The sequence below is a fragment of the Aliivibrio sp. S4MY1 genome (assembly GCF_028765545.1).
In the GTDB taxonomy this organism is placed as follows: Bacteria; Pseudomonadota; Gammaproteobacteria; order Enterobacterales; family Vibrionaceae; genus Aliivibrio.
Genome location: NZ_JARACP010000025.1, coordinates 1 through 25,537 on the forward strand (window position 1 = coordinate 1; position 25,537 = coordinate 25,537).

Consider the following 25,537-nt stretch of genomic DNA (forward strand, 5'->3'; position numbering starts at 1 on the left):
ATGTCGTTAATGTGCTTGGGTGTATTCACTAATTTATCTCTTGAGTTACTTAATAGTAGTAATGCCGTAACCGTTGTTTATGTGGATTACTTTGCGCTTTTCATATTTGTAGTGACGCAACCTTTCCTCTAAATCAAACCTAACTTTGGCGATGTTTTCATTACGCATACGGTCTATGCAGGCTACGATTTTACGTGAGGTGAAACGATCGCTTTTCTTTTCCACTTCATCGACAGCAAGCAATAGCTCAAGCAACCCGCCACTTCGATTAGCCGAGTAAATATCCTTGTAGAGCTGTTTAATTGTCACTGACTTATTTGCTGTTTTCATATCAACACCTAACAATCTAAAGCGTCATCTAATCGCTGTCTTCTGAGCTTATATTGCTTGTACTGAATTAATCGCTCAGATAATGATTTATGACGTCTTATTTCAGTTTCTCTATGAAAAACAATGTGTGCCTTTTCTGATAAATCACACGCAATCATAACGCCGTGTTTTGTGCGAGTTTTATCAAGAACTGCAATAGGACCAAGAGCACCCTCTGTGCGAACGGCTGCATAGAGCTCTTTGTAACTTGCTTTTATTGATGAATTATTTCTCATGGCTTTCACTTCCCTTTTAAAGACCGAGCTTTTATCGAGATAACACCAAACGGATAAGCAGCAATAAGAACACTGCAGTTGTTGATGTAAAAACCAAGCCCATTTCTACCAAATTTAAAAACGTATTTATTTTTGAGATCTGATAGTTTCATTTTTTCTTGACATAGCGTGCATATCATTTGTTTTACGTGCTTGTTTTTCATGCTTTCTTCCTTGCTAATCCGTGAGCTATATACCTAGTGATTAAGTTGATAGCTGACGACACATAAGTTAGTTGCAATACAACAAGAGCTGCATAAGCAATCATTAATGGCTCATATCCAGACAACGTAAAAGCGGTAGAAATAATTAACATTGCAGGAATGGATATTAGAAGTCCCGCAAACAAGAAACGCGCAAAAGCTGAGATGCAATACTTCCAACCTTTAGGCGCATTAAGCGCATTAGATTGCGAAAGATACTTATCATACATAGCTCCCCACGCATCAAAGCGCTCATCACAGGGCTCGTTATGCGCCTGTTGAGCCATGTATCTTTTGGCCATGAAAAGCAAAAACTCTTGCTTACTTGTGATTGGTTTCATTCTGATAACTCCAAGTGATTAATAGAAAACGAACCGATATATCCATCCAATGAAACAGCAACTTCGCCATAAACTATTCTAGGTTTGCTAGAAATTACGCCTTCATGGAAATCCTCTTTATCAGAGACAATGCGGAAAAACTTCACTTTTGCACCGACAGGAAACGCTTTCGCTGCTTCTGGTACTGTCCAAGCTTTCATGCTGTATCCTTGTGTTGTTTTAGCTCTAACGCGAGCGACCATTTAAGAATTTATAGCCTCGTAACGTGAGGCGAACGACCAGTTGCGCACATGGTAAGCGGTGCTATGATGTAGCTTCCAAAAAAACATCAACACACAAGGTATTAAATGAATAAATTAAGTTATTACTCAATGGTAAGCTCCTCAGAAAAGTTTTCAGTTCCACCTGAGAAGCCGCCACCGCCGCCATCTAACAAAAAAGGATAAATTTATGAGTAACCAATTAGCTCGACATGAATTAATGTTTAACATTCACTACTCTCATTCGCTTGCAGATATGAATGCTTGCTATTATCAGCGCATCAGTTCCAGTATTACTTTTTTATCAATACTTCTTGGTACCACTGTGATGGCGACAAACCTTAATTCGTTATTTGTCGGCTTTTTGGTTACTGCATTTTCAACTTTTTCTTTTGTGGTTAAACCCGGCGAAAAGGGTGTTTTATTTCAAATTCAACAAAAGCGTTACATTGAATTGATTGAAACATCACTTTCCGATACAGAGCTAATGCAAGCATTTCAGGTTATTCAAAAAGATGATTTAAAAACCATTCGCAATTTTGAAGCCGCCGCTTACATTAGAGCAGGTAAAATAATGGGTTTAGATGTAAGTGATAAACAATTAACTCGATTTCAATTTTTTATGACTCACCTTGGCGGTGAAACATTAAAGCGAAAAGATAATTAACCTTAATTGGTGGCGTTAATTCGCCACCATTTTTTCATCATTAATCTGTATAGCTCTTATATAATTCAGTCCAACCATTAATCTGCGAGGCTACAGGTGCGCAGCTGTGATTTTCCGCATACGCCATGATCATCTTTATTAAAAAGTCTTCTCTGCTCATCACTTATTCTTCTAACTTACTGAGCCACGTTATTTGTGGCGCGCCATAAATCTGCCCAATCTTTCAAATGAGCGGTCGCCGGTGTGTGCCCATGATTTTGCATATATGCAATTGCCATTTTTGCGATAAATTCTTGCTGTTGCATCATTACGTTGTCCTCAGTCGATAGCCACCGTTATTCCACGACTCTAAAATTGATTGTTGGTGGAGTAAGTTTAATATCTGCTTGCTTTGCTCTTGTGGTATACCAAAGGCCGCTTTTAACCCTCGATAACTAGGCTTTACTGCGCCACTTAAAATAGCCTCTTTCGCCTCACTTAAAACACTTGCAGCAAAGTGCATCTCAAGTGTTTTGTTTGTACTTACACTTGGCAATACACTTTGAATTTGTTGACTTACACTTGGTGGTGTAACCGTTGTATTTATTTGGCTTGATACACTTCTTACACTTGCTTCAAGTGTATTTAATGAATGTAAAGTGAGAGCCATGACGACAGAAACCACCTCGATAGATACCGCTATAAACAAGGTGATTTTTGAGTCGTACTGGCTCAAAATTGAAGAGTCTTTTGCGTTTGATTGCGCGTGATAAAGCGCATTCAGCTCGTTGGTTACACGAGAAACCGTGATTGCCGTTTTATCCGCTTTTGATATTTGGTTTGCGCTGAGTTGCGTCTTAGAAAGTAACTGTAAGTTGTCTAACTCCAGTTTCTTATTATTGATTTGTTCGGTTATGGCCACGTTCTGTTTTGTGGCTACCGTCATTTGATTTGCGCCTTTCTCAATCGCTGAGATAGAAGCAATAGTACTTATCACCATAAGCGAGCCTGTTAACGCAACAAGAAGTAAGGCGATAAGTGAATTCTGTTTAGCGACAGTGGGTATAAAAGTGGGTGAAATAGTTTTTACTAAATCAAGAGTGATCCCAATGATCGCAAATATAGCCGCCACACCAATGGCAGAGCCTAATTCGTACATGAATGAATACGTTAGATATGCAGATGTAATCGCACACGAAAGCAATACAAGCATGCAAAATGCTTTAGCTAGTGAAGCTAAGGAAATATTCATAATACAGCCCTGAATTAAAGAGGCATTGGTGGAGTGGCGTCAGAGCCAAACTCTGTTGCTACCGATAAAAGCGTTGAAGCTAGATCATGATCACCTAAATCGTAAGCCATCTGAGATAGCGAGCCGATTTGATTTGTTAGGCTTTCGCGCATTTTTTCTGAGCGGAAATGAAAAGAGCTGTCAGGCATACCATTTTCTTTCATGGCTTCCATTTGGAATTGATAACCTTGAAGCAATCCGTTATATACAACAGTAAGTGCGCTAGTGCTTGTCATGATCCGTATTCTCTCGAATAACAACCTGTCGGTTGTTGTTTAACGTAATAATAGCGATTTTTTCATGGGGAAATATGAGCATTTCCTCCGCGAATTTGTTGTGTTTAATTTCCATCTGAACGATGGCGCGGTAGAAGTTCGACGAATATTCATGAGCAGGAACAATGCTAATTGGCTTGTGCTTTGTTACTGAGAATATTTGTACTGAAACCATACCTATGCCACGTAAGTATCTTTAGGGACTTTTACATCCCAACCTGCCGCCTCTAAAGAGGCCATAACCATTTGTGCCTGATTAACATAAAGCGTGGAACACTTCCCAATTTGAAGTGTTGGTATCTGGCATCTGTAGGCCATAGAGCGCACAGCCTCAAGTGTTAATCCGTGTTTTTGAGCGTATTCCCTTAAAGTAATCGGAGCCATATCTGGCTGAATGATTATTACTGGACGCTCACTATTTCCATTCATTTACTGTATCCTCTAAAAGTTTTACTGGCGCAGTCTGGTGCAACAGCCTGCAATACCACCCATACGTCTGGATTATTCCAGACAATTGTCAGGAGGTCAACATGTCTTTTGAAAAAAAACTAAAAGCTATAATTAAAGAAGAGGGTTATTCACAAGCAGGTTTTGCAAGTGAGATCGGGATATCAACATCAGCGGTGGAAAAGTATATTTCTGGAAAGCAGGAGCCTGCAGGAGGGGTTATGTTAAGAATTGTAAATCATGAAAAATTTAAAAAGTACACATTATGGCTAATGACTGGTGATGTTAATCCAGATGCCGGACAAATTTGCCCGGCTTTCTCAACTCAAGAGAAATGCGGATTAACTATTGGCAATGGCGATATACAGAAAAAGGCTTAGCTGTTTTAGCTATTGTTTTTTATCGTTGGGGAGGGCATTTCAATGTCTATTAAATCTATCCCTAATGGTTATGAGGTCGATTGTCGTCCGCAAGGTCGAAGTGGTACACGGTATAGAAAGAGATTTAAAACTAGGGCGGAAGCTGTTCAGTATGAACGTTGGCTTATCTCAACCCAGAACCAAAAGGGCTGGCTAGAGAAACCTAAAGATAAAAGACCGCTAATTACCTTGATTAACTTGTGGTACAAGCATTATGGACAGCAGCTTAAAACTGGCGAGAAAGAACTTAGGCATCTTATTAAATTAGATAAAGAACTTGGTCAGCCCAAAGCCTACCAAGTTACTAAGAGTCTTCTTTCTGATTATCGCGCTAACATGTTAGCTGCTGGAAAAAAAGCGACTACAATCAATAGAAATCACTGGCGATTAAGTGGTGTATTTAAAGTATTAATCAAGTCTGGAGAATTAGTTGGAGAGCATCCATTAAAGGGGTTCGCGCAATTAAAAGAGCCTAGTAGAGAGATGGGATTCTTGAGCCTTGATGAAATTAGGCTCTTGCTTAATTCTTTAGAAGGGGACGCTCTGAAAATTGCAAAGCTTAGTCTAGCTACTGGTGCGAGATGGAGTGAAGCCGCAAATCTAAGAGGCTCCAACCTTATCTCTGGTAAGGTAATATTTATTAATACTAAGAATGGTAAAAATAGAACGGTGCCAATAACCCCTGAGCTTTTTAGTGAGATATTCACAGGTAAAAGTGGGAGCTTGTTCAAGCCGTGTTATATGGATTTTTACGAAGTATTAAAGAGCCTTAATTTTGATCTACCTAAAGGTCAGGCAGCGCATGTATTAAGGCATACATTTGCGAGTCATTTCATCATCAATGGAGGCAATATCTTGACCTTGCAGAGAATACTAGGTCATGCGTCTGTGCTGCAGACAATGACATATGCACACCTTGCCCCAGACTATTTAACTGAGGCTTTAGAATTCAACCCTCTGGCCACATTGTGACCCAACAGGTGTCATAATATGTAATAGTTAGTTATGTTTATAGTCAATAACTACTTGATTGCAATAATAACCTGTTGATACTTAAGATATAAAAAAGGCTGATTATTTCAGCCTTTTTTATTGTTTATAGTTACTAGAATTTACTTAACGCTAAATTCTTTTGATAATTGGTGAGCAAGGTATTTAAACATATTAAATACAGCGGTTGTTTTTTCTGTTGGTAAGCCTTGCTCTGATAAAAAGTACTCACCTTTAAATACTAACACTTCGTCTTTTTCTTCTACGCTAGTTGCTCGCATACCTTCAACGTAGCTCTCGTGATCTTGAATGATTTGGTTGGCGATTAACAGTAAATCTGCCTCTGAAATGGATTTTTTATCGCTCATATATCACTCATTTTTTGCTATATAAAAGAGGGATTTTAAGCATAACGGTTAGAAAATACAATTGATGTAAATCATGGCTAGTAAAATAAAAATTCAGTGAAGATTGACAATTTTATTGTGAGCAAGTGCAAGATATTTAACTCACCTTTTGAGCTATGGACGTGTAAATGATAATAGAGTCGGCCTAATTAAAAAAGGGAGTTTGATGGTAGGTTATGTCTAAATTACATCTAATTAACAACTGTCCAAACTACGACCATTCAGTAACGAATGTAAAAAAAGTGGTTGACGTAGTGCCATCCTCCCTCAATAGTAATATATAGATAAAGTTTAATTTATAGCTGTTGATATCATTATTTTAAGCAGCATTGTATTTCAGCACGAGGACGTTAGTGAGACATTATGGGTAAATCTCTAGTTATCGTGGAGTCACCAGCCAAAGCAAAAACAATAAATAAATACCTTGGCAAAGACTTCATCGTAAAATCCAGTGTAGGTCACGTACGTGATTTACCTATGGGCTCAACGAGCACAGGTAAAAAAGCGGCTGCGGCATCGACTAAAGGCTTAAGTGTTGAAGAAAAAGCACGCATTAAGAAAGAAAGAGATAAAAAAAATCTAATCAATAAAATGGGTATTGACCCATACAATGATTGGGCTGCTAACTATCAAATTCTTCCAGGTAAAGAAAAAGTAGTTGCTGAATTACAAAAATTAGCGGAAAGCGCAGATACTATTTATCTCGCAACCGATTTGGACCGTGAAGGGGAAGCTATTGCGTGGCACCTTCGCGAGATCATCGGTGGTGATGATTCACGCTTTAAACGTGTGGTTTTTAACGAAATCACTAAAAATGCAATTCAGCAGGCTTTTGAAACTCCAGGTGAGTTGAGTATGCCTGGTGTAAATGCACAACAAGCACGTCGCTTCTTAGACCGTGTAGTTGGTTTCATGGCTTCTCCATTGTTGTGGAAAAAAGTGGCCCGTGGTTTATCTGCTGGCCGTGTTCAATCAGTTGCTGTGAAGGTATTGGTTGAGCGTGAGCGTGAAATCAATGCATTTATTCCTGAAGAGTTTTGGGATATTCATGCAGACACGTTAACTGCAGACAAAGAAAACTTCCGTCTACAAGTAGCTCAACGCAATGGTTCTGCCTTCAAGCCGTTAAATCAAGCGGATACTCTTGCAGCTGCTAGTATTCTTGAAAAAGCAGAATATGAAGTGTGTAAGCGTGAAGATCGCCCAACAAAAAGTAAGCCATCAGCACCGTATATCACTTCAACACTGCAACAAGCGGCAAGTACACGTCTAGGTTATGGTGTGAAAAAGACCATGATGTTAGCTCAGCGCCTCTATGAGGGCGGTTACATCACTTATATGCGTACTGACTCAACTAACTTAAGTAAAGAGGCTGTAGAGGCGTTACGTGAGTTTATTGGTTCTGAATATGGCGATAGCTATTTACCTTCAGCCCCTATTTTTTATGGTAGCAAAGAAGGCGCACAAGAAGCCCACGAAGCGATTCGTCCTTCAAGTGTTGATGTGAAAGTTGATGACCTACAAGGTATGGAAGCGGACGCTCATAAACTTTACAACCTAATTTGGAATCAATTTGTTGCTTGTCAAATGACACCAGCACAATACGATTCAACCACATTAAGCGTAAAAGCCGATGAATTTACTCTAAAAGCAAAAGGACGCATCCTTAAGTTTGATGGTTGGACTCGCGTGCAACGTCCAATGGGTAAGAATGAAGATCAATTATTACCAGCGGTTCAACTTGGCGATAAGCTAAAACTTGAACAGCTTGATCCAAAACAACACTTCACTAAACCACCAGCGCGTTTCACAGAAGCGGCATTGGTTAAAGAACTTGAGAAAAAAGGCATTGGTCGTCCATCGACTTATGCATCAATCATCTCAACTATTCAAGACCGTGGTTATGTTCGTGTTGAAAGTCGCCGTTTCTATGCCGAGAAAATGGGTGAGATCGTAACAGACCGTTTAAATCAATCGTTTGATGATTTAATGGATTACGACTTTACTGCTCGTATGGAAGGCAACTTAGATAAGATTGCTGAAGGCGATAAAGATTGGAAAGACGTACTTAATGCTTTCTTCCAAGATTTTACTGACGATATTGCTAAAGCTGAGCTTGATGAATCAGAAGGCGGTATGTCACCAAATAATATCGTAGAAACTGATATTAAGTGTCCTACTTGTAGCCGTAATATGGGTATTCGTACTGCATCAACTGGCGTATTCCTTGGATGTTCTGGTTACGCATTACCACCAAAAGAACGTTGTAAGACAACCATTAACTTAGGCAATGAAGAGGGCATTATTAATGTTCTTGAAGAAGACGTAGAAACCGCAGCACTACGAGCGAAGAAACGTTGTCCTAAGTGTGAAACGGCGATGGACCCTTACCTAATTGATCAAGATCGTAAGCTTCATGTTTGTGGTAATAACCCTAACTGTGAAGGCTACATTATTGAGAAAGGTGAATTCCAACTTAAAGGCTATGATGGTCCAATTGTCGAGTGTGACAAATGTGGTTCAGACATGGAACTTAAGAACGGCCGTTTTGGTAAATATATGGATTGTACGAGTGAAACGTGTAAAAACACACGTAAGATCTTAAGAAATGGTGAAGTTGCGCCACCAAAAGAAGATCCTGTACATCTTCCTGAATTGGAATGTGAAAAATCAGACGCGTACTTTGTGTTACGTGATGGCGCATCAGGTTTATTCTTAGCAGCAAGTACATTCCCTAAATCGCGTGAAACTCGTGCGCCATTAGTGGAAGAGCTCGTTCGCTTTAAAGATCGTCTGTCTCCTAAGTTCTTATACTTAACAGAAGCACCGACGCACGATCCAGATGGTAAGCCAGCAGTGATTCGCTTTAGTCGTAAAACGAAAGAGAATTATGTTCGTACTGAAAGTGATGGCAAACCATCAGGTTGGACTGGTTTATACATCGATGGCAAGTGGGCAATTACCGATAAGCGTAAAAACCAAAAGCCGAAAAAGAAGATTAATAATCTTTTTTGAAAATAGCTAACTAAAAAGTTAAAAGGAGCCGCAGTAATGTGGCTCCTTTTTTATGCCATTAAATCATAACTCTTCATATTTTTAATTATTTTACTATATTCATTGATCTAACGCGGTATACCGAACAGCAACTAAGACCATAATAAAGGCAATATATTTTTACTGTTCTATGGAAGTCGGTAGCGTTATGCGTCAATACATGAAGTATTTAATCCCAACAGTTATTCCTTTAATTATTTTATTACTCCCTTTGTCCGCTTTTCCTTTTGAAGGAATGACAATAATTCAGCAGCGTGTCATTGCTATCTTTTTATTGGCAGCACTGTGTTGGGTATTTGAGCCAATTCCAATTTACGCAACCTCAGTAGTCATTATTGTTCTCGAACTATTAATGGTTTCTGATAAAGGATTTATCTTATTTAAGATGAATCAAGATGCACCTCATTTTGGAGAGTTGCTAAATTACAGTGATATTATGGCAACCTTTGCCAGTCCGATAATTATGCTGTTCTTAGGTGGTTTTTTCCTAGCAATGGCGGCAACGAAATATCGATTGGATGTTAACTTAGCCAGAGTATTGTTAAAACCATTTGGAACCAACCCTAAGTTTGTCATGCTTGGCTTAATGTTGATTACAGGTATTTTCTCAATGTTTATGTCGAATACGGCAACAACGGCGATGATGCTATCGATCTTAACGCCTGTTATTGCCGTATTTGGTCCGAAAGATCCAGGCCGAGTTGCGTTTGCTTTGTGTATTCCTATTGCGGCGAACATTGGTGGTATTGGAACCCCGATTGGAACCCCACCAAATGCCATTGCCTTGAAATATCTTGTTGGAGACAACCTAATCACATTCGGTGAGTGGATGGCATTTGGTGTGCCATTTGTCATCGTGATGATGGCGCTTGCTTGGTTCTTAATTACCTACTTATACCCAGCAAAACAAACCACTATGAATTTAGATATCAAAGGGAAGTTCTTAAAAACACCAAAAGCGATCATGGTGTACATCACATTCGCAGGAACGATCCTTTTATGGTTAATGGGGTCAAGTCATGGCATGAACTCATATACTGTTGCGCTAATTCCAGTTGCGGTTTTCTCTCTGACGGGGATCATCAACAAAGAAGATCTTAAGAAAATATCATGGGATGTGCTGTGGTTAGTTTCAGGTGGTATTGCTCTTGGTTTAGCGTTAGATAAAACAGGCTTGGCTAAGTTAGTGGTTCACAGTATTCCTTTTGATGCTTATTCTCCTTATGTGGTTTTATTTGGTGCTGCATTCTTATGTTTAGTCATGGCAAATTTCATGTCACATACAGCAACGGCGAACTTATTGATGCCGATCATGGCTGCGTTAGGTACTTCAATGACGTCATTGACCCCATTAGGTGGTGAGCTAACCTTAATACTGATAGTTACATTTGCCGCTTCTCTAGGTATGTCATTACCAATCAGTACACCACCAAATGCATTGGCGCATGCAACCGGTAATGTAGAAAGTAATCAAATGGCAAAAACAGGTGTGATATTGGGCGTCGTTGGTGTGTTATTAAGTTTTGTAATGGTATGGATCCTTCATACTGTGGGCCATATTGGATAGCCTATGAATCAAGAAAAATTACAACGTTTGATTGATGCCTATTTTAGTCAAGAAGAGCGAAGAATTGTTATTCCTGCGGGTGAAACGATCTTAGAGCAGGGTGCCGACAATGACCGTCTATACTATGTTTGCTCTGGTGAGTTAGAAGGGTTCTATCAAGAAGAAGAGAGTGAAAGCCAAGTTATGGTATTTAGTGCCTCTGAAGGCGCATTCATAGGCGTTCATAGTTTCTTTTCTGAAACCTTAATTGCTTCATCAACCGTAGTGAGTAAAACAGAAAGTGAACTTGGGTGGATAGATACAAAGACCACAGCAGTTGAGCTAGAGCGCTATGGGCCACTTACCGCGCAGTTTACGCCTATTATTGTTAATGAGCTTTCTCGTCGTCAGCGCAGAGCCATGCAAGAATCGATAGAGAAAGAAAAAGCACTACAAAAACTCTACTCTGCAGAGCAAATGACCACACTTGGTCAATTGGCTGCGGGTATTGCTCATGAGCTTAATAATGCGGTTGGAGTCTTAAGCAGTAAAACAGAGCGTCTTCAGTCTATCATTTTAGAGTTACTAGAAGAGATACACCCAGAAGCGAGTAGTTTTGTTGATCAAGGTTTGATGAATGGTCAAAACATTAGTTCATCAGAAGTTCGCACAAGAGGGCGTGAAATAGAAGAGCGTTATGGTCTTGAAAGAGATCTCGCGCGTGAATTAGCTCGTGCGGTGCCTAGTGGTGAGTTATCAACGTACTGGTTAAGCGCTCCTGAAAAAGCCATACGCTATTGGAATATCGGTCGAGATCTTCATGACATGAGGTTAGCGGCAAGGCATTCTGTAGGTATTGTTCGCTCGGTGAAACAACTAGGTAGAACAGATATAGATACCGATGAAATCCTTGATGTGAATGACAGCATTAATAAAGCGCTCGTCTTATTACAGAGTGATTTGAGGCGCGTCTCTGTGCATATGAGCCCAGCAGCAATGCCAATGGTAAAAGCATCAGCCACTGAGTTAGTTCAGGTGTGGGCTAATGTGATTAAAAATGCCAGTGATGCAATGGAGAAAATACAATCACCAGAAATTGAAATTTCGACTCGAGTATCAGGTCGATTTGTTTTAGTGACGATTGCGAATAATGGTCCTGAAATAGATGAAGTGACTCGCCGTAAAATATTCCAACCGAATTTTACCACCAAAAAGGGCGGACTTTCTTTTGGTTTAGGGCTCGGTCTAGCCATCGTAAAACGAATTATTACAGGATACGGTGGCTCAATTGCAGTAAAGAGCAATCAAGAGAAAACCATTTTTAGAATTAAATTGCCAGTCGAGGACGGTCATGGAAAAACTTAATCTGATTTGTGTAGACGATCAAAGGGAAGTGCTGAGTGCCGTTTTGCAAGATCTTGCACCACTTAAATCATGGATTAATATCGAGGAATGTGAATCTGCGGATGAAGCATTAGACTTGATGGATGAGCTAGACAGTGAAGGAGGATATATCGCTTTAGTATTATCCGATCACGTAATGCCAGGAAAAAATGGTGTTGAATTATTGACTGATGTTTCCCACGATTATCGCTTTTTAAGAACAAAAAAAGTTCTGTTAACAGGGCAAGCAACTCATCAAGATACAATTATCGCTATTAATCGAGCGCGTATTGAAAGCTATATTGAAAAGCCATGGAACGGGGACGAATTAAGAGTGTTAGTTACTCGTTTAGTGACGGAATATATTTTTGATAAAGGGTTGGAATATACTGACTATCAAGAACATTTGGATCAACAAGTTGTTCTTAGCCGATTAAGATAGTGCCAAATTAAAACGCCTTACATAAGCAAACTATGTAAGGCGCTTTTATAGGTTACTACACTTGAATTAATTCGTTACCAGAGTGTTCACCTTTTGAAAAGGCATCAATACTACCTAGTGTTGTCGCAGCTATATTATCTAATGCTTCTTCCGTTAAGAAGGCTTGGTGGCCAGTGAAAAGTACATTATGGCAAGCAGATAAACGACGGAAAACGTCATCGGTGATAATGTCGTTTGATTTATCTTGGAAGAAAAGCTCTTTCTCATGATCATAAACATCTAAACCGAGCGCACCGATCTTGCCTGCTTTTAAGGCTTCAATAGCGTTGGCTGAATTTAATAATCCACCACGACTGGTATTAATGATCATTACGCCATCTTTCATTTTTTCAAATGAATCTGTGTCTAATAAGTGCGTGTTTTCAGGGGTTAATGGACAATGTAGTGTAATTACATCTGATTTCGCAAAAATCTCATCTAAGGTGGTGTATTTCACCCCTAAATCAATCGCAACTTGGCTTGGGTATGGGTCATAACACAAGATTTCCATTCCTAAACCTTTAAGAATTCGCATGGTTGCGAGCCCAATTTTACCCGAGCCAATAACACCAACCGTCTTACCAAAGAAATTGAAGCCTGTTAACCCTTCTAGAGAGAAGTTGGCATCACGAGTTCGTTGATACGCTTTATGGAAACGACGGTTTAAGCACATCATCATTCCGACAGCATGTTCGGCGATGGCTTCTGGTGAGTAAGCGGGCACTCGAACTACTTGGAGGCCTAGTTCTTTTGCCGCATCAAGGTCTACACGGTCAAATCCCGCACAACGCATAGCGATTAATTTAGTGCCTTGATTCGCAAGTTTAGTGAGGACAGGAGCAGATAAATCATCATTAACGAATGCACAAACTACATCGGCACTATCTGCAATAGGTGCTGTACTTTCAGTAAGTTGAAAATTGAAATATTGACATTCGAATTGGTAATTTTGATTGATACTATTGAAAGAAACTTCATCATAAGATTTAGTACTGAACATTGCGATTTTCATATAATATCCTTACAAATAAACAGGTTATAATAATGCTAACTCTTTCCACTTTACCACTTCTTTAACTAAAAATAAGATAAAACTCATGAATAAAATGTTTTAATGCTTATGGTATTAAGAGTATTTACGTATCAGAACTATAATTTGTTCATAGTTAACTATTATTTTCCTAAGTTTAGCGATTGCGCTCATGTAATTGATAATAGATATCATCTAGACTTAATGAATATTCAGTAATGAGGTTTTTATTATGATGCAGAAAATAACAAATTGGTTGAGTAGAGATCCAGAACCAAGAACTCGAGAAGAGCTTCAGTACCTTGTCGATATTGGTAATATGGCAGAATTAGAAGATCGCTTCTCTTCTCGACTTCAATTTGGTACCGCTGGATTGCGAGGAATGGTAGGAGCTGGGCCTAACCGAATGAATCGTCTGGTAATTCAAGAAACAGCTACTGGATTAGGTCATTATTTAATAGACCATATCTCGAATGCTAGCGAAAGAGGTGTTGTTATAGGCTATGACGGCCGCACAGATTCCCAACAGTTTGCACACGATACAGCAAGTGTATTAACAGCATTGGGCATCAAGGTTTTTTTAACAACCAAAGTTGCGGCAACACCTATTGTAGCTTATGGGATTAAGAAGTTTAATGCAGCCGGAGCCGTCGTGGTTACCGCAAGTCATAACCCACCAGAATATAATGGTTTTAAAGTGTATTGGGAGAATGGGGCGCAAATTATTCCGCCACACGATTCAGGTATTGCCAATGAGATCGATATTGCAGCCACAAAGCCTATTCCACTGATGTCATTGAGTGATGCTGAGGCTCGAGGGCTTTTAGTGTGGTTAGATGACGAATACTATCAATGTTATCGTAATGCAATGAACAGCAATCCACTGCTTTCAAATCATACCAACCCATCAGCCATTTCAATTGCTTATACAGCGATGCATGGTGTGGGTGCCGATATGGCAGAAACCTTATTGCGTGATGCTGGATTTAATCATGTGGTAAGCGTGGCAGAACAAAGAGAACCAGATGGAACCTTCCCAACGGTAAATTTCCCTAATCCTGAAGAAAAAGGGGCTATGGATATGGTTATCGCCCTTGCTGATTCAGTGCAGGCAGAGCTTGCATGCGCTAATGATCCTGATGCAGACCGTTTTGCACTTGCTGCACGAAAAGATGACGGTAGCTATCAAATGCTTACAGGCGATCAGGTTGGTATTTTATTTGGGCATTATCTGTTGAAACATACAGAACCAAGTAAGCAGCTTGTTGGTAATACCATTGTTTCGTCCACGTTATTGAAAAAGGTTGCGGAATCGAAAGGGGCAGAGTATTTCCAAACGCTAACGGGCTTCAAATGGCTAACTAATGTTGCGATGCAAAAACAAAGTGAAGAGAAACAATTTCTTTTTGCTTATGAAGAAGCGCTTGGATACACCATTGGCAGTGAAGTGTGGGATAAAGATGGTTTATCTGCTTTAGTTGCTTTTGCTCAATTAGCGGCAGAACTTTCAACACAAGGTAAGAGTGTCTGGGATGAGTTGGAATTAATTTATCGTACTCATGGATTGTATATAAATGCACAGCGCAGTATCGCTTTAGCACCAAATTATCCGCCGGTTGGCGATAAGCTAAGAGCGAATCCACCAAAGCAAATTGCTGGAGTGAATATTGCGGTTACTGAAGATTTAAAAGCGTCATTGAGATATCTCTCAGATGGCACGACAGAATCAATCGATTTACCAGCCAGTGATGTTGTGATTTATCATTTAGAAGATGGTTCTCGTATTATTGTTCGCCCATCAGGTACTGAGCCAAAACTGAAGTGTTATTACGAAGTGGTGGTAGCGATTGCACCAGCAGATGAATACTCGGTCATTCAAACTAAAGCTAATGAAGCGATGGATCATTTAATTGAAGAGCATCAAAAGAGCCTAGTTTAAAAGTGAGAAGATCAAGAAACTAAGCTTTTAAAAAGTAGGATAGAAACAAAAACGGTGAGCATTAAACTCACCGTTTTTATTTTAAATAATATAGATTTACAGAGTGGTTACAAAAGAGCTCAGCATCCATAGTGCAAGAATGATAAAAATTCCGCCCATGAATTTGTGTTGATACGTTCTGAATTTCACGTTATTGATTAGTGACTTTCCAAGTGTTCCCACTAATGCTACCAAGATTAAGTTAAACAATAAACCAAGAACGTTAAGCAATAAGCCAAGCACCAACATTTGCTCACCAGAGGTTGCCGCTATATTGGTTGAAACAAATTGCGGTAAAAACATCACAAAGAAGACTAATGCTTTAGGGTTTAGTAAATTACTAACTAGTGCACGCTGGTAAAACGTGGTTGCCATTGTCGAACCTTGTTGTAGTTTTGGTGCCTCATCTGCTTCTGCTCGAATACAATCCCAACCCATCTTTAATAAGTACGCGCCACCAACTAGGTGCAATGCTTTTAAGGCTAAAGGACTCATTGCGATTAACGCAGATACACCTAAAGCAGCAAGGAGCGTCAAAATAATTCCCGAGGTCGCATTACCTAAGCTGGCAAATAAACCCACTTTACGGCCGTAACTCATGCTTGAACTTGCAATCAACAGCATATCCGGACCAGGTAATAAAAGTAGGGCGATAACGGCGGTTAAGTAAACAGGAAGAATAGTAATATCAATCATTATTTTATTTTGAATTATAAATCAGGTGGCGGATTTTATAGCAGTAAGATCTACTTTTCCATTTTTAAAGCGCCATTTTAGAATAAATAATCAGCATGTTAAAAAATAATGATATATTTGTTATTAAGTGGTATTGGATGTGGCTTTTATGTGTCTAAGTTACTAGGGTTACCACGGTAACTTGTCATTTCGCTTATCTTGCAACCCACTCAGCTTCAATCAGTGTTTTTCCATCGAGTTTTAAGCGGCTAAGAAAAATATCGCCCATGTGAATTTCTCCAACACCTTGAGGTGTACCAGTCATGATGACATCACCGTCATACAATTGGGTATAGGATTTTAAATCAACAAGGATAGTTTCTGGAGAGTAAATCATTTGGCTAACTTGGCCACATTGGACTCTCATACTGTTAATAAAGAGCTCAATTTGAAGTTGGCTAATATCTATATCATTAAGAGGGATGAAACGGCTAAATACCGCTGAGCCATCAAATGCTTTTGCTCGCTCCCAAGGCAATCCTTTGCTTTTTAGCTCAGATTGTAAGTCTCGTTTGGTTAAATCAATACCAATCGCAACGGCAGATAGCTGTTCTTTTTCAATCAGAAAACAGATCTCTACTTCATAATGTAGGCGCTCTTGGTGAAAAGCTGAAAGTGTAGAAGTAATACATGAGTTCGGTTTATTAAATACCACCATTTGTTCTGGTATCGTATTATTTAATTCATTAATGTGGGCAACGTAATTGCGACCAATACACAATAATTTAGATGGAGTGATTAATTTTTCTCCAAAACGAACCGAATTCATTTTCCTATCCTTGGTTTTTAAATATGCAATGCAGAGTGTACCTGAACTCCTCTTTTTTCAATCGTACTCTGTTGAGTTTTTAGTCAAAAATCAGATCTCTAGCTCAACTACGAATAGGATCATATAGATAATTATGGTGATCTGTTGTGCTGTTAATGAGATAAGTCAGATCACCGTTTATATGGTTTATTATTTTTGAATTATTTCTTGCTAGGGATTGTAGGCAAAAGTAAAAAAGGAAGATTGAATAAAAGCGACAGTTTGATCAAAAAAGCCACGCTACCTAAAATTCTCACAAAATAGGTAGCGTGGCTTTTATCTTTAAAAAATCGATTATGTTAGCTGATTCCGATTAACGGATGATCATTTGCTCACGCTCAGGACCAACAGATACCATGCTTACTGGCACACCCATTAATTCTTCAATACGTAATACATAAGCTTGAGCCGCTTTTGGCAAGCTTTCAAAAGTACGACAACCTGTAATGTCTTCTTCCCATGCTTCCATGTTTTCGTAAACAGGGCTTAGTGCTGATGTTTGAGGCCAGATTGGGTTCTCAGTATGTTCGCCAGCGTAAGACGTACAGATTTTAAGATCCGCCATGCCACTTAAGCAGTCAATTTTTGTTAGTGCGATTTCAGTTGCTGCTTGTAGTTCAACACCGTTACGCGTTGCTACTGCATCGAAGTAACCCATGTCACGTGGGCGGCCTGTTACTGCACCATACTCGTTAGCTGCTTCACGGAAGTTATCTTGCTCTTCCATTGCAGTAACTAGCGTACCTGTACCAACAGATGAGCTGAATGATTTCGCTACAGCGATAATACGCTCAGGGCGTAATGCAGGTAAGCCACTGCCGATACCAGCATAAGCCGCTGTAACGTTTGAAGAGGTAGTCCATGGGTATTCACCGTAAACTAAATCACGGCCAGCACCGAGTTGTGCTTCAAACAATAAGTTTGCATCGTTCTTCTGCATTACTTTTAGAGGCTCAGTCACGTTACAAATGAATTTACGCCAAGGTGCAGTTACTTCTAGTAGCCATTCTGTCATTTCTTCCGCTGTTTGGTTGAAATCACAAGTAGGGTAAAGTGCTTTAAGTTGTGGCATTTTCCAATCAAGCATGAACTTGATACGTTCTAGAAGAACCTCAGGTTGCATTAACCAACCAACAAGGATACCTTTTTTCATTACACGATCGCCGTATGCAGGAGCAATACCTTGACGGGTTGAACCGTAAGCACCGTCGCCTAAACGTAATTCTTCAAGTGTATCTTCAAGCGCATGAATAGGAAGGCAAAGCGTAGCACGGTCAGAAATGTGCATTTTTACTTCAATACCAGCCGCTTTAACTTCTGCGATTTCTTCGCTTAATGCCGCAGGGCTAATTACCATGCCAGGACCAAGAACCGCTGTACAGTTTGGGTTAAAAATACCGCTTGGAAGTTGGTGTAACTTAAAGGTACCAAAGTCATTTACTACAGTATGACCGGCGTTATTACCGCCTTGAAAACGAATACTTGCAGACGCATCAGCAGCAAGAAAATCAACGATACGGCCTTTACCTTCATCGCCCCAATTAGCACCAACAACAACAATAGACGGCATAACACAAACTCCTAAATGATTAAGACGCTATGCTAATCCCAATAATGCAATATGAGAAATTAATTATAATTATCGACTTGATAAGAAATCCATATATCATATTGAGTGAAATGTATTCAAAAAGAGAGTATAGGCATGCTTGATCTTAACTGGCTTAAAACATTTGTCACGTTAGCAGAGTTAAAACACTTTGGTAAAACGGCAGCAGCCCTTCATATGACACAACCCAATGTCAGCCTACATATTAAACAGTTAGAAAGTTCGACTCGAGTAAAGTTGATTGAGAGAAATCCGTTTCATTTAACGGAAGCAGGGACTCGTTTATTACAAACCAGTCAAGATACGCTAATGGCATTACAAGTGTGCCAAGCGGATTTGAATGCGATTAATGATTTGAGCCGTGGGACACTAACCATTGCGGCTAGTGATATTATTTCGCGTTTATTATTGATTGGGCCATTCCAATTATTTAAGCAAGAGTTCCCAGGCATCGATTTTTCTCTGCTTAATACCACTTCTTCGCAAGCGTCTGAATTAGTGAAAAGTGCAGAGGCCGATTTAGGGTTTGTTATTGCACAGAAAGAAAGTCAGCCCCTGCATTTTACGGAATTACAACAAATCAAATGGTGTGCATTGGGTAATCACCTGGCAGAGTGGCAGCAAGCGAATCTTGATCCTACAATTACCTTAGATGATGAACCGACACTGATTTTGTTAGGCCATGATACTCGAACTCGTGATTTACTTGATTTGGCCTTACCGTCTTTGAATTTGCCCAAATATCGAATAATGGAAGTAGGAAGCGTAGATGCTCAGATTGATTGGGCTGAGGCTGGTTTTGGTGTAGCAATTGTGCCTGAATTTTCGATTCATCCAAAGCGGGATATTAAAACAATGGTAACGCCATTACCTAAGTTCCCAACAACTAGTTTAGGCTATATTGTTAGGCAAAATCAGGTGTTATCTAAGGCGATTAAACAGTTATTAAAATGGGTAGATGAAGAGATTATTCGTTCGCAAAAATAGTCATCTTAACGACACATGTGTTTTATAAAGTATATTGACATTCATTATTAAAGGGTCTAGAAATGTAACTAAATATTACCGAGTAACTAATTGACACTATTGTAAGTTACTTATTAATTAAGGCCGAATTTAGTTAATTCGACAGTTTATATTCTTATTGTTTATTCAATTCAATGGAGCTAAAACGTATGCCTCTTCATTCTAAAGATACAGTCAGAGATGATCTCCTTGACGATGTTTATTCGTCAGCTGACCTTTCGTTATCTATGCCAAAATATAAAATGCCTGAACAAGAACATGACCCTCGTCATGCCTATCAAGTCATTCATGATGAACTAATGATGGATGGTAATTCTCGACAGAACTTAGCTACATTTTGCCAAACTTGGGTTGAAGATGAAGTCCATAAATTAATGGATGAATGCATTGATAAGAATATGATCGATAAGGATGAATATCCTCAAACCGCAGAACTTGAAGCACGTTGTGTCCACATGTTAGCCGATTTGTGGAACTCACCAGATGCAGAAAACACACTTGGTTGCTCAACTACAGGGTCAAGTGAAGCGGCAATGTTGGGTGGTATGGCTCTAAAATGGGCTTGGCGAGAAAAAATGAAAAAGCTTGGCAAACCAACAGATAAACCCAATATGATCTGTGGCCCTGTTCAAGTGTGCTGGCACAAATTTGCACGTTACTGGGATATTGAATTACGTGAAATCCCAATGGAAGGTGATCGTTTGATCATGACGCCTGAAGAGGTGATTAAACGTTGCGATGAAAACACCATCGGCGTTGTTCCAACATTGGGTGTGACATTTACTTGTCAGTATGAACCTGTAAAAGCGGTGCATGAAGCGCTAGATAAACTACAAGAAGACACAGGATTAGACATCCCAATGCACATTGATGCGGCGAGTGGTGGTTTCTTGGCCCCATTCTGTGATCCCGATTTAGAATGGGATTTCCGTTTACCTCGAGTTAAATCGATTAATGCGTCAGGCCATAAATTTGGCTTGAGTCCACTCGGTGTGGGCTGGGTTATTTGGCGTGATGCGTCAGCCTTACATGAAGATCTGATTTTCAATGTGAATTACTTAGGTGGCAATATGCCGACCTTTGCATTGAACTTCTCTCGTCCAGGTGGCCAAATTGTAGCGCAATACTACAACTTCCTACGTTTAGGTAAAGAAGGGTATCGTAAGATCCACCAAGCGTGTTACGACACGGCTGTTTATTTATCATCTGAAATTGAAAAACTGGGTATGTTTGAGATTATCTATGATGGTAAAGGTGGTATACCTGCAATGAGTTGGTCATTGAAGGAAGGCGTTGATCCCGGTTTTAACTTGTTTGATCTATCGGACCGAATTCGTTCTCGTGGTTGGCAAATTGCTGCTTATGCTATGCCGCCAAAACGTGAGGATTTAGTCATCATGCGTATTTTAGTGCGTCATGGATTCAGTCGTGATCAAGCTGACTTGCTAGTGGCTGACTTAAAACATTGTGTTGAGTTTTTTGCAAAACACCCGATCTCTCATGGTAGTGATGAGTTGGAATCGTCAGGTTTTAATCACGGTTAATCCTTTTAACTGATATCTAGAAATGGTGTTTTTTAGATCCTCTATTGTTCTATAGAGGATCTTCCCTCCTTAAAAATATAGGAAATAATTATGAATATCGGTCAAATAGGTCGTCCATTTACTTGGGTCCGTTCCAAAGGTTGGGTTCAATTATTTACTTTGCTGTGTGTTACCTTCTTTAGTCATTTGGCTTTGGCTGAATCATTAGAAAATCAGGCTGCTCAAGATGCATCTGGTGTCTTTGGTTTTCTCTTTTCTTATATTGCACACAATCCATTTGTGTTTCTTTTCTTAAGTATTGCTATTGGTTATCCGTTAGGAAAAGTCACCATTAAAGGAATTAATCTAGGGTCAACCGCGGGTACCTTGGTTGTAGGTGTTGCTATTGCATTAACTGCTTTCTCTGTTTATGGCTTACATATAAATGCACCGGGATTGGTATCTGATATCTTCTTAATGATGTTCATGTACGCTATTGGTATGAAAGTTGGGCCTCAATTTTTCTCAGGCCTCGCACGGGGAGGATTAGATTTTGTCGTTATAGGCCTAATTGTAGTGTTTAGTAACTTTCTTATTGTGTTCTTTGGTTCGAAATTATTAGATTTAGCACCTGGTTATGCGGCTGGGATTATCTCAGGCAGTTACACAGTAACCGCAGTCATGGGGGTTGCTCAATCTGCTATTGATTCTGGGGCGGTTAAAGCGCCTGCGGGGATGACGCTTGATCAAATAAGTGCCAATATTGCAGCCGGTTATGCCATCAGTTATATCTTATCTAGTGTTTTTATTATCTTACTTATTAAATATTTACCTGCCATGTTTGGGGTTGATCCAGTTAAAGCAGGTAAAGATGCTGAGGCTGAGTTTGGTGCAGGAGGTGATACAGAAGCATTGCCAAGCACCAATGGTTTTTCAAATTTAGGCGTGCTTCCTTTAGATATTCGAGCTTATCGTGTTGATCACCAAGAATTGGTCGGTCAGAGTGTAGATGCGTTATTTCATCGTTATCCTCACGCTGCGATCCTTAAAGTAGTTCGTGGAGATGAGGTTATTGACTCTTCGGATAATCCACAGTTACAGCTTGGTGATATTATCGGTATTCGCGGTGATTACCATGTTTTAATCGAGGGCGGGGAATCTACGGTTGGTGTTGAAGTTGATGAACCAAGAGCACGTAATGTTGATATAGAAGTGGCTGATATTCACTTAGGTAAATCGGTTTACACAGGCAAAACAATTGAAGACATCAGCAAAGAAGTTGGCTTTGGTATCTACATGAAAGCCTTATTTAGACAAGGGCACCAACTTCCTATTTTGCCGCAAACCGTAGTCGAAGTTGGGGATGTAATCCGTGTTGCTGGCTCTGATTGGTGTGTTCAGCAAACTGCGAAGAAACTTAATAGTAATCCAATCGTTGAAAGCACACTGACTGAAACCTTCTACTTAGCTCTTTCTTTATTGATTGGTTATGTATGTGGTCATTTGAGTGTCACTTTAGGCGGTATTCCATTTGCTTTAGGTACGTCAGCAGGTTGTATGCTGACGGGGATTGTCTTCTCATTCCTACGTACTCGTAACCCTGCATTTGGTGGCCCTATGAGTGAGGGGGCTCGTAGCTTCTTACAAGATATTGGTTTGAGTTTGTTCGTTGCGGTATTAGCTGCAACCGTTGGACCTAAGATTCTAGCGTCGTTCCAAGGTATTGTGGTTATTAAAATTGCAGGCTTAGGTTTAGTTGCTGCGTTACTTCCACCGCTGCTTGCTTGGATTTACGGTTTCTATTTCCGTAAGATGAACCCTGCGATTCTCGCTGGTGCTTGTGCTGGTGGTCGTAATAGTACCCCTGCAATGAAAGGGGCTCAGGACGAGTGTCAAAGTGATATGCCTGCGGTAGGCTACCCAGTTCCTTATGCTCTTACTTCTATGATAGTGCTCGTTCTTGGTTATCTCACAATGGTCTTGTATTAATATCAATTCCACTGGTACAAGATTGTAATCTATAAAAAAGCCATAGTGATGAAATATCATTATGGCTTTTATATTCTTCTTTTCTTTCTCTTTTTTGGTCTTTTTTTCTCAAGTACATTAGTGAGGAGTTCCCTTTGTGGCTCTGATATAGGGAACTTATCCATCAATTGGTTTTGAGCATTTAAAAGCAACGTTTTTTCCCATGCTTTAAAGACATCAAACTCAAGTAAAATAGCATCATTTATTTTGATGAAAAGTTCATAGTCGTTCATAACGCTCCTTAATTGTTGCAAGAACCATAACATAGATGGATTTTAAATATCGAGTTATCGAGCATTTTAACCAGCGAGGATGATCAATTATTTACTACGATTGGTACTACAAAAGGAATGACGGCATTATTTATAGAAAGGCTATTTATTTTCCCGAGTTTTATAGTGATATGCCATAATAGAGGGACATAATTACTCTATCGGAAATGGTCAAATATGATGGGTGAACATTATTCGATCAGTAAAAATAGCTTTGATGTTTTTCGCTTTTCAAAGAGGGAAGTCGACAAAATAGCTTTAGTGACTGAAGGTGGTGGCCAAAGAGGTGTGTTTACTGCTGGAGTACTTGATAGCTTCTTGCAAGCAAACTTTAACCCATTTGATTTACTAATAGGCACTTCTGCGGGTTCTCTGAATTTAGCTTCTTATATTTGTGGTCATAAAGGACACGCTTACCGCATTATTGATCAAGTGACTCGCAGTCCTGATTTTTTCAAATTGTCTCGCTTCTTATTGACTGGCGAAGGGATGGATTTGGATTGGTTAATCGATAAAACTGAATCTGACATTCCTTTAAATTGGAAAGTAGGGGAAGAACATTTAACGACTAAGCAGGTACTTGCTGTAGCCGCCCATGCAACTAATTTTGAAACCAAGTATTTTGACCTATCCACCAGTAATTGGAAAGATATCCTGCGTGCTTCTTGCGCCATTCCAGCGCTACATAAACAGCCCGTAATAATGGACGATAAACGTTGGCTTGATGGTGGTTTAACAACGCCTATTCCAGTGCAAGCAGCATATGATCGAGGTTTTCGGCATATCGTTGTTATTCGTACCGTGCCTGTTGATTTTAAAGAGAATCACGATTGGTTGATCTCTCTTGCTAAGATGACAAAGAACAGCACACTGGATCATATGGCTGCGATGTTAGTGACTCATGAAGAGAACTATCGTAAGACTCAAGCATTTCTAGCGAACCCTCCTGACGATGTCATTATTTATGAAATCTCGCCAAACAAAGCGCTTCAATCTAAAGTGCTTGGTAGTACGAAAAAGCAATTAGATGCCGATTATCAACACGGTAAAGCGTTAGGTAATTTATTTCTTGAAACAATAGCTTCTAAATTGAGCTTATCGCACCTTCAACAAGAGCAGTTCTTAATACAGACTCGTGAAGAGCGTTTCACCGATGAAAGAAAACAGCAAGAGTACAATACTCAAATTGATGCTATTTGGAATAGTAAAATTTGCGGGGAGGTTCTTGGTGTTGAGCGTATTCCGCTAAAATGGATTAACGTTAATCCCAATAAGAAAAAACAAACATTAGTTATTGTAAATGGACGCAATGAAAGCTATTGGAAATATAAAGAAGTCATTTTAGAGCTGAGTCAGTATTATAATATTTATGCCTATGATCACCGTGGCCAAGGTGAATCAGGACGGATGACACAGGATCACGAATTAGGTCATGTGGATGATTTTCATGATTATGTTATGGATCTTTATATATTTATGGAGAGAGTTGTGAGGCCAAACTTGGAGGGGGAATGTTTTATGCTTTCTCACTCAATGGGAGCTGCGGTAATGACTCAATATTTATCGACATTTGACCATCCGGTGAAAGCGTCAGCGGCTACATCGCCTATGTTTGGGGTCTATATTCCGGGTAAAGCTCATGGTTTAAAAAAGCAGACATTGAATCTACTTGATGTGCTAGCAAGTAAACCAAATTATGCATTGGGTCAAAGCCATTTCAAAAAAGTGAGATACGAAGAAAACGTACTTACGCACAGTAAAGCACGGTATCAAATATTTGTAGACTTGTTTGTAAATAACCCTAGATTACGATTAGGTGGACCAAGTACGCATTGGATAACAGAATCAATAAAAGCAGGTAAAAAATGCATCGCTACTGCACATAAAATAAAAATTCCAATGCTGATCTTACAAGCCGGTGATGATCTTGTTGTGAGTAATATTGCGCAGTCGGAGTTTCATGAGAAGTGTAACTCAAGCCATTTAGAACAAGTTGAAGGCGCTTATCATGATATGTTGATAGAGAAAGACATTTATAGAGATATAGCGATTAATAAACTGCTCGATTTCTTTACAAGTGATTACCGGTTTTATTGATAAATAACAGTTTTTTTGTTTTATAACTAGAAGGCTGCTGTTGA

27 protein-coding genes are annotated in these 25,537 nt (G+C 39.5%); 12 read left to right on the forward strand and 15 right to left on the reverse strand.

Translation table 11 applies throughout. From position 1 onward, the window contains the following. Positions 1-45 precede the first annotated feature (45 nt). From PVK71_RS18645 to PVK71_RS18665, 5 genes are read right to left on the reverse strand one after another with little or no spacing between them, the layout of a single operon-like run. Positions 46-330 (reverse strand): hypothetical protein, encoded by a 285-nt coding sequence (locus PVK71_RS18645; protein ID WP_274420716.1) that lies wholly within the window; start codon positions 328-330, stop codon positions 46-48. Positions 331-338: 8 nt separating this feature from the next. Further along, positions 339-605, reverse strand: a complete 267-nt coding sequence (locus PVK71_RS18650) for a hypothetical protein (RefSeq protein WP_274420714.1) — start codon at positions 603-605, stop codon at positions 339-341. A gap of 5 nt (positions 606-610) precedes the next feature. Next, on the reverse strand, positions 611-808 hold the full coding sequence (locus tag PVK71_RS18655) for a hypothetical protein (RefSeq protein ID WP_274420712.1): 198 nt from the start codon (positions 806-808) through the stop codon (positions 611-613). Beyond that, entirely contained in the window at positions 805-1,188 is a 384-nt protein-coding gene (locus PVK71_RS18660; RefSeq protein ID WP_274420710.1) for a hypothetical protein, read from the reverse strand. Before PVK71_RS18660 ends, PVK71_RS18655 begins: the two co-directional genes overlap by 4 nt. Then, positions 1,185-1,388, reverse strand: coding sequence for a hypothetical protein (locus PVK71_RS18665; RefSeq protein WP_274420708.1), 204 nt, complete (start codon positions 1,386-1,388; stop codon positions 1,185-1,187). Before PVK71_RS18665 ends, PVK71_RS18660 begins: the two co-directional genes overlap by 4 nt. 250 nt (positions 1,389-1,638) lie before the next feature. On the opposite strand from PVK71_RS18665, the gene PVK71_RS18670 reads away from it, so the two are divergent. Next, positions 1,639-2,115: a hypothetical protein gene (locus PVK71_RS18670; protein ID WP_274420706.1), complete on the forward strand. Its 477-nt coding sequence runs from the start codon at positions 1,639-1,641 to the stop codon at positions 2,113-2,115. Positions 2,116-2,291: 176 nt separating this feature from the next. Here PVK71_RS18670 and PVK71_RS18675 read toward each other — a convergent pair whose 3' ends face one another. The 4 genes from PVK71_RS18675 to PVK71_RS18690 form a co-directional block, all read right to left on the reverse strand. Continuing rightward, on the reverse strand, positions 2,292-2,423 hold the full coding sequence (locus tag PVK71_RS18675; RefSeq protein WP_274420705.1) for a hypothetical protein: 132 nt from the start codon (positions 2,421-2,423) through the stop codon (positions 2,292-2,294). Next, positions 2,423-3,346, reverse strand: coding sequence for a hypothetical protein (locus tag PVK71_RS18680; RefSeq protein WP_274420704.1), 924 nt, complete (start codon positions 3,344-3,346; stop codon positions 2,423-2,425). The genes PVK71_RS18675 and PVK71_RS18680 overlap by 1 nt, the downstream gene beginning before the upstream one ends. Before the next feature lie 14 nt (positions 3,347-3,360). Then, a complete protein-coding gene (locus PVK71_RS18685) occupies positions 3,361-3,621 on the reverse strand; it encodes a hypothetical protein (protein ID WP_130066635.1) in 261 nt (86 codons plus the stop codon). 216 nt (positions 3,622-3,837) lie between these two features. After that, positions 3,838-4,089: a hypothetical protein gene (locus tag PVK71_RS18690; RefSeq protein ID WP_274420702.1), complete on the reverse strand. Its 252-nt coding sequence runs from the start codon at positions 4,087-4,089 to the stop codon at positions 3,838-3,840. A 101-nt stretch (positions 4,090-4,190) separates the two neighbouring features. On the opposite strand from PVK71_RS18690, the gene PVK71_RS18695 reads away from it, so the two are divergent. Both PVK71_RS18695 and PVK71_RS18700 read left to right on the forward strand, forming a co-directional pair. After that, positions 4,191-4,487 carry a helix-turn-helix domain-containing protein gene (locus PVK71_RS18695; protein WP_274420700.1) on the forward strand — a complete coding sequence of 99 codons (297 nt, stop codon included), beginning with the start codon at positions 4,191-4,193 and terminating at the stop codon, positions 4,485-4,487. A gap of 42 nt (positions 4,488-4,529) precedes the next feature. Continuing rightward, entirely contained in the window at positions 4,530-5,498 is a 969-nt protein-coding gene (locus PVK71_RS18700; protein ID WP_274420698.1) for a phage integrase, read from the forward strand. Positions 5,499-5,638: 140 nt separating this feature from the next. On the opposite strand, the gene PVK71_RS18705 is transcribed toward PVK71_RS18700, so the two are convergent. Continuing rightward, entirely contained in the window at positions 5,639-5,884 is a 246-nt protein-coding gene (locus PVK71_RS18705) for a YciN family protein (protein ID WP_274420696.1), read from the reverse strand. Positions 5,885-6,286: 402 nt separating this feature from the next. On the opposite strand from PVK71_RS18705, the gene topA reads away from it, so the two are divergent. The 4 genes from topA (at position 6,287) to PVK71_RS18725 (ending at position 12,348) form a co-directional block, all read left to right on the forward strand. Further along, positions 6,287-8,938 carry a type I DNA topoisomerase gene (topA, locus tag PVK71_RS18710; RefSeq protein ID WP_274420693.1) on the forward strand — a complete coding sequence of 884 codons (2,652 nt, stop codon included), beginning with the start codon at positions 6,287-6,289 and terminating at the stop codon, positions 8,936-8,938. A gap of 187 nt (positions 8,939-9,125) precedes the next feature. After that, a complete protein-coding gene (locus PVK71_RS18715; protein ID WP_130086759.1) occupies positions 9,126-10,544 on the forward strand; it encodes an SLC13 family permease in 1,419 nt (472 codons plus the stop codon). Positions 10,545-10,547: 3 nt separating this feature from the next. Beyond that, entirely contained in the window at positions 10,548-11,888 is a 1,341-nt protein-coding gene (locus PVK71_RS18720) for an ATP-binding protein (protein ID WP_274420690.1), read from the forward strand. After that, the gene (locus PVK71_RS18725) at positions 11,875-12,348 is read left to right on the forward strand and encodes a response regulator (RefSeq protein ID WP_130043396.1); all 474 of its coding nucleotides are present in this window, start codon (positions 11,875-11,877) and stop codon (positions 12,346-12,348) included. Before PVK71_RS18720 ends, PVK71_RS18725 begins: the two co-directional genes overlap by 14 nt. Before the next feature lie 55 nt (positions 12,349-12,403). On the opposite strand, the gene PVK71_RS18730 is transcribed toward PVK71_RS18725, so the two are convergent. Then, the gene (locus tag PVK71_RS18730; RefSeq protein WP_274420687.1) at positions 12,404-13,399 is read right to left on the reverse strand and encodes a 2-hydroxyacid dehydrogenase; all 996 of its coding nucleotides are present in this window, start codon (positions 13,397-13,399) and stop codon (positions 12,404-12,406) included. A 250-nt stretch (positions 13,400-13,649) separates the two neighbouring features. Here PVK71_RS18730 and PVK71_RS18735 point away from each other — a divergent pair, with 250 nt between their 5' ends. After that, entirely contained in the window at positions 13,650-15,356 is a 1,707-nt protein-coding gene (locus tag PVK71_RS18735; RefSeq protein ID WP_274420685.1) for a phospho-sugar mutase, read from the forward strand. A 96-nt stretch (positions 15,357-15,452) separates the two neighbouring features. On the opposite strand, the gene PVK71_RS18740 is transcribed toward PVK71_RS18735, so the two are convergent. From PVK71_RS18740 to PVK71_RS18750, 3 genes are all read right to left on the reverse strand, one after another. Then, complete coding sequence (locus tag PVK71_RS18740; protein WP_274420683.1) at positions 15,453-16,091, reverse strand: LysE family translocator; 639 nt, start codon at positions 16,089-16,091, stop codon at positions 15,453-15,455. A 193-nt stretch (positions 16,092-16,284) separates the two neighbouring features. Then, a complete protein-coding gene (locus tag PVK71_RS18745; RefSeq protein ID WP_274420680.1) occupies positions 16,285-16,899 on the reverse strand; it encodes a fumarylacetoacetate hydrolase family protein in 615 nt (204 codons plus the stop codon). A gap of 352 nt (positions 16,900-17,251) precedes the next feature. Beyond that, complete coding sequence (locus PVK71_RS18750) at positions 17,252-18,508, reverse strand: adenylosuccinate synthetase (RefSeq protein ID WP_274420678.1); 1,257 nt, start codon at positions 18,506-18,508, stop codon at positions 17,252-17,254. Between the two features lie 135 nt (positions 18,509-18,643). Here PVK71_RS18750 and PVK71_RS18755 point away from each other — a divergent pair, with 135 nt between their 5' ends. From PVK71_RS18755 to PVK71_RS18765, 3 genes are all read left to right on the forward strand, one after another. Further along, positions 18,644-19,534 (forward strand): LysR family transcriptional regulator, encoded by an 891-nt coding sequence (locus tag PVK71_RS18755; protein WP_274420676.1) that lies wholly within the window; start codon positions 18,644-18,646, stop codon positions 19,532-19,534. 188 nt (positions 19,535-19,722) lie between these two features. Further along, positions 19,723-21,117 (forward strand): glutamate decarboxylase, encoded by a 1,395-nt coding sequence (locus tag PVK71_RS18760; RefSeq protein ID WP_130048631.1) that lies wholly within the window; start codon positions 19,723-19,725, stop codon positions 21,115-21,117. Between the two features lie 90 nt (positions 21,118-21,207). Continuing rightward, on the forward strand, positions 21,208-23,085 hold the full coding sequence (locus PVK71_RS18765; protein ID WP_274420673.1) for an aspartate:alanine exchanger family transporter: 1,878 nt from the start codon (positions 21,208-21,210) through the stop codon (positions 23,083-23,085). A 68-nt stretch (positions 23,086-23,153) separates the two neighbouring features. On the opposite strand, the gene PVK71_RS18770 is transcribed toward PVK71_RS18765, so the two are convergent. After that, entirely contained in the window at positions 23,154-23,357 is a 204-nt protein-coding gene (locus PVK71_RS18770; protein WP_274420671.1) for a hypothetical protein, read from the reverse strand. Between the two features lie 216 nt (positions 23,358-23,573). On the opposite strand from PVK71_RS18770, the gene PVK71_RS18775 reads away from it, so the two are divergent. After that, positions 23,574-25,493 carry an alpha/beta fold hydrolase gene (locus PVK71_RS18775; protein WP_274420669.1) on the forward strand — a complete coding sequence of 640 codons (1,920 nt, stop codon included), beginning with the start codon at positions 23,574-23,576 and terminating at the stop codon, positions 25,491-25,493. The last annotated feature ends 44 nt before the right edge of the window (positions 25,494-25,537 follow it).